This is a genomic window from Bradyrhizobium sp. (assembly GCF_028868675.1).
Lineage (GTDB): Bacteria > Pseudomonadota > Alphaproteobacteria > Rhizobiales > Xanthobacteraceae > Bradyrhizobium.
Genome location: NZ_JAGWUA010000273.1, coordinates 1 through 5,003 on the forward strand (window position 1 = coordinate 1; position 5,003 = coordinate 5,003).

Annotated in this window: 6 protein-coding genes; all 6 read left to right on the forward strand. The window is 66.8% G+C overall.

From position 1 onward, the window contains the following. Nucleotides 1-389: 389 nt before the first annotated feature. Nucleotides 390-1,379 (forward strand): 30S ribosomal protein S2, encoded by a 990-nt coding sequence (locus KGM94_RS23355; protein WP_300264548.1) that lies wholly within the window; start codon nucleotides 390-392, stop codon nucleotides 1,377-1,379. A gap of 121 nt (nucleotides 1,380-1,500) precedes the next feature. Next, complete coding sequence (gene tsf / locus KGM94_RS23360) at nucleotides 1,501-2,424, forward strand: translation elongation factor Ts (RefSeq protein ID WP_300264550.1); 924 nt, start codon at nucleotides 1,501-1,503, stop codon at nucleotides 2,422-2,424. A 66-nt stretch (nucleotides 2,425-2,490) separates the two neighbouring features. Continuing rightward, nucleotides 2,491-3,207, forward strand: a complete 717-nt coding sequence (gene pyrH / locus KGM94_RS23365; RefSeq protein ID WP_300264552.1) for a UMP kinase — start codon at nucleotides 2,491-2,493, stop codon at nucleotides 3,205-3,207. Between the two features lie 54 nt (nucleotides 3,208-3,261). Beyond that, nucleotides 3,262-3,825: a ribosome recycling factor gene (frr, locus tag KGM94_RS23370; protein WP_300264554.1), complete on the forward strand. Its 564-nt coding sequence runs from the start codon at nucleotides 3,262-3,264 to the stop codon at nucleotides 3,823-3,825. A 67-nt stretch (nucleotides 3,826-3,892) separates the two neighbouring features. After that, on the forward strand, nucleotides 3,893-4,651 hold the full coding sequence (locus tag KGM94_RS23375) for an isoprenyl transferase (RefSeq protein ID WP_300264556.1): 759 nt from the start codon (nucleotides 3,893-3,895) through the stop codon (nucleotides 4,649-4,651). Further along, nucleotides 4,648-5,003: phosphatidate cytidylyltransferase (locus KGM94_RS23380; protein ID WP_300264558.1), on the forward strand; the 356-nt coding region annotated here is incomplete at its 3' end. The genes KGM94_RS23375 and KGM94_RS23380, both read left to right, overlap by 4 nt.

Below are 5,003 nucleotides of genomic sequence, written 5' to 3' on the forward strand. Positions count from 1 at the left end.
GTGGCACGGGTGGCGCCGCCGCCCGTGGTCCGGTCGGCTCCACCGCCCCCACCGCCGCGGATCGTGGCCCCGCCGCCGCGCCCACCGCCTCCGCCGGCGCCGGCCGGAAAGAGATGCCCGCCCAACCAGCCCAAGTGCTAGGAAGGGGTTAGGGAGGGCCAGGAATCCAGACGGGAATTCCGGGAAGGGGGCTTGGAGCGCAGGGCAGCCGATGCCCTGCGCAAATGCCTTCGAAGGCCCTTATTTCCTTGCTTCTGGCCGAAATGGCGCTATACAGCGCGCCATCTCACACGGAAACATGGCTCACAAGGCCGTCCGGTGGCAGCCGGGGCGAGATCGTCCCGTTTTGCTCACGCGTTTCCGGAGGAACCAACCGGAGAATCATATCCATGGCGCTGCCCGACTTCACCATGCGCCAGCTGCTCGAGGCTGGCGTGCACTTTGGTCACCAATCCCACCGCTGGAATCCGAAAATGGCTCCGTTCATTTTCGGCACCCGCAACAACATCCACATCGTCGACCTCGCCCAGACCGTGCCGATGCTGCATCACGCGCTTCAGGCGGTGAGCGACACCGTCGCCAAGGGCGGCCGCATCCTGTTCGTCGGCACCAAGCGCCAGGCGCAGGACGGCGTCGCGGACGCTGCCAGGCGCTCCGCGCAGTATTTCGTGAATTCGCGCTGGCTCGGCGGCACGCTGACCAATTGGAAGACGATTTCGGCCTCGATCAAGCGGTTGCGTCACCTCGACGAGGTGCTGGCCGGGGGCGAAGCCAGCTCCTACACCAAGAAGGAGCGGCTGACGCTGCAGCGCGAGCGCGACAAGCTCGACCGCTCGCTCGGCGGCATCAAGGACATGGGCGGTCTGCCCGACCTGATCTTCGTGATCGACACCAACAAGGAAGACATCGCGATCCAGGAAGCCCAGCGGCTCAACATCCCGGTCGCCGCGATCGTCGACACCAACTCCGATCCGAAGGGCATCACCTACGTGGTGCCGGGCAATGACGACGCCGGCCGCGCGATCTCGCTCTATTGCGACCTCGTGGCGCGCGCCGCGATCGACGGCATTTCGCGCGCGCAGGGCGATTCCGGCATCGACATCGGCGCCGCCGTCCGTCCGGCTGCCGAGGAGCTGCCGTCCGCGAGCGGCTTCCAGGGCCTCGCCGGTCCGCGCGGCACCGCCGACGATCTCAAGAAGCTCCCGGGCGTGTCGGGCGCGATCGAGAAGAAGTTCAACGACCTCGGCATCTTCCACTACTGGCAGCTCGCCGAGCTCGACCACGGAACCGCGCACAAGATCGGCGAAGAGGTCGGTCTGCCCAGCCGCGCCGACGCCTGGGTGGCCAAGGCCAAGGAGCTGACCGCGGAAGCGGAGTAGTCAGGGTTGGCCGGAAGCACTCCGGCCACGATTTCAGTTGACGCGAATCCCTGTGGTGGACCGCGGCGAGGCCAATGGCGCCGCGCCGCGGGTCGACCGGCAGGCTAGAAGGATTTCAACGATGGCAACGATCACAGCAGCAATGGTCAAGGACCTGCGCGAGTCGACCGGCGCGGGCATGATGGACTGCAAGGCCGCGCTCACCGAGACCGGCGGCGACATGGAAGCGGCGCAGGATTGGCTGCGCAAGAAGGGCCTGTCCAAGGCCGCCAAGAAGGCCGGCCGCGTCGCCGCCGAGGGCCTGATCGGCGCCCTCACCAAGGGCACCAGGGGCGTCGTGGTCGAGGTCAACTCGGAGACCGACTTCGTCGCGCGCAACGACCAGTTCCAGGGCCTCGTCAAGATGGTCGCACAGGTCGCGCTCGAGGTCGGCGCCGACGTCGAGAAGATCAAGGCCGCCAAGGTCGGCGCCGTCACGGTGGAAGCCGCGATCAACGACGCGATCGCGACCATCGGCGAGAACATGACGCTGCGCCGCGCCTCCTCGCTCGAGGTGGGCCAGGGCGTGGTGTCGAGCTACGTCCACGGGGCCGTCACCGACGGCGCCGGCAAGATGGGCGTGATCGTGGCGCTGGAATCGGCCGGCAAGACCGACGAGCTGGCGCAGCTCGGCCGGCAGCTCGCCATGCATGTCGCGGCCGCCAATCCGCTGGCGCTCGAGCCGGCCGGGCTCGACCCGACGCTGGTCAGGCGCGAGAAGGACGTGCTCGCCGACAAGTACCGCCAGCAGGGCAAGCCTGAGAACGTGATCGAGAAGATCGTCGAGTCGGGCCTGAAGACCTACTACAAGGAAGTCTGCCTGCTCGAACAGGCCTTCATCCACGACACCGGCAAGTCGGTGGCGCAGGCGGTCAAGGAAGCCGAGGGCCGGATCGGCGGACCGGTGAAGATTACGGGCTTTGTGCGCTATGCTCTCGGCGAGGGAATCGAGAAGCAGGAAAGCGACTTCGCCGCCGAGGTCGCAGCCGCCAGCGGCAAGAAGTAGGCGCCGGACCGTTTCCCTCCGGCGGCTCAGCCCGCCGGAAGGCGCTGCCGGACGAGGAAAGTGCGCATGACTGATCCGGTGTACCGTCGTGTGGTGATCAAGCTGTCCGGCGAATATCTCGCGGGACAAAAGGGCTATGGCATCGACCAGCCGACCGTCGACCGGGTCGCCGATGATCTGATCGCCGCCCGCCATCTCGGCACGGAAGTCGCCGTGGTGATCGGCGGCGGCAACATCGTCCGCGGCGTCGAGGTCTCCTCCCACGGCGTGTCCCGCCCCACCGGCGACACCATGGGCATGCTCGCCACCATGATGAACTGCCTGGCGCTCGAGGCCGCCATCGAGCGCAAGGGCACGCCGGCCCGCACGCTGTCGGCCTTCGTGATGCCGGAGATTTCCGAGCTCTTCACTCGCAGTGCGACGCACAAATACCTGGCCGAGGGCCGTATCGTCCTGCTCGGCGGCGGAACCGGCAATCCGTTCTTCACCACCGACACCACCGCCGTGCTGCGCGCGGCCGAGATCGGCGCGCAGGCCGTGCTGAAGGCCACCAATGTCGACGGCGTCTACTCGGCCGATCCGAAGACGGACCCGGCCGCCAGGCGCTTCGACCGGCTGACCCATTCGCAGGCGATCGAGGGCGGCTACAAGGTGATGGACGCGACCGCCTTCGCGCTTGCCCGCGAGACCTCGCTGCCTATCATCGTGTTTTCGATTGCGGAGCCCGGTTCGATCGGCGCCATCCTGCGCGGCGCCGGTCACGGGACCATCGTCGCCGGTTGACGGCTCGCCGGACGGGCAAGGACGTCCGGCGCAAGATCTGGAAGGGAGAGCGTGATGGCCACGGGCAATTTCGACATCAACGAACTGAAACGCCGCATGCAGGGCGCCACCCAGGCCCTCAAGCACGAGCTCGGCGGCCTGCGCACGGGCCGCGCCTCCGCCTCGATGCTCGATCCGGTCCAGGTCGAGGCCTATGGCAGCCACATGCCGCTCAACCAGCTCGCGACCGTCAGCGTGCCGGAGCCGCGGCTGATCTCGGTGCAGGTCTGGGACAAGAGCATGGTCAAGGCGGTGGAGAAGGCGATCGTCGATTCCAATCTCGGCCTGTCTCCGGCCACCGAAGGCCAGGTGCTGCGCCTGCGCATCCCAGAACTGAACGAGGAGCGGCGCAAGGAGCTGGTCAAGGTCGCGCACAAATACGCGGAAGCCGCCAAGGTCGCCGCGCGCCACGTCCGCCGCGACGGCCTCGACGTTCTCAAGAAGCTCGAGAAGAATCACGAGATGTCCGAGGACGACCAGAAGCGCCACGCCGACGAGGTGCAGAAGGCGACCGACGGCACGATCGCCGAAATCGACAAACTGCTGGCGGCCAAGGAAAAAGAAATCCTCACGGTGTAACGCGCATGATCTTTTCGGAAAACCGCTGCACACTTTTCCGGGTCATGCTTTAGAGAAACCCGAACTCATGTCCAACGCCGCCGCGCCCGCCACGGATGGACCCGACCGGTCCGATGCGCCAGCGCATGTCGCCATCATCATGGATGGCAACGGGCGCTGGGCGGCCGCGCGCGGCCTGCCGCGGGCCGAAGGCCACCGCCGCGGCGTCGAGGCCTTGCGCCGCGTCGTGCGCGCCGCGCACGAACTCGGCATTCGCTATCTGACCATCTTCTCGTTCAGCTCGGAGAACTGGTCGCGCCCGGCGAGCGAGATCGGCGATCTCTTCGGCCTGTTGCGGCGCTTCATCCGCAACGATCTCGCCAGCCTGCATCGCGACGGCGTCAAGGTGCGCATCATCGGCGAGCGCGGAGGGCTCGATCCGGACATCTGCGCGCTCCTGAACGAGGCCGAGGAGCTGACGCGCAACAATACGCGGCTGAACCTCGTCGTCGCCTTCAACTACGGATCGCGGCAGGAGATCGCCAAGGCGGCGCAGAAGCTCGCGCGCGAGGTCGCCGAGGGCAAGCGCGATCCCGCCTCGATCGACGCCGACGCGCTCGGTGGCGCGCTCGACGCGCCCGACATTCCCGATCCCGATCTCATCATCCGCACCAGCGGCGAGCAGCGCCTGTCGAACTTCCTGATGTGGCAGGCGGCCTACAGTGAACTCGTTTTCGTGCCGATTCATTGGCCGGATTTCGACAAGGCGGCCCTGGAAGGAGCGATTGCCGAATATGCGACCCGTGAGCGCCGTTTCGGCGGCCTGATCGCAAAGACAGGATCGTGAACGGCGCGATGCCGGACTCTTCCGCGCCAACACTCCCCGTGAAGGGATCGCGTAACCTGATCGCGCGGATCGCTGCTGCCGCATTGCTGGCGCCGGTGGCCTTGATGTTCGTATTCGCCGGCGGCTGGCTCTGGGTGCTGCTGGTTACCGCGATCGCGGTCGGCCTGTTTTACGAATGGCACGAGATCGTCAATCCGGCGCGCAACCCGCGTACTTTCGCCGCTGGCGTGATCGCGCTCGAACTGATCGGCCTGGCGCTCTGGTTCGGATGGGGTGGCGTAGCATGGGCCGCGTTTATTCTCGGCGTCACGCTGATCGTGTTTCTGGCGACGGAACAGCGACGCTGGACCAC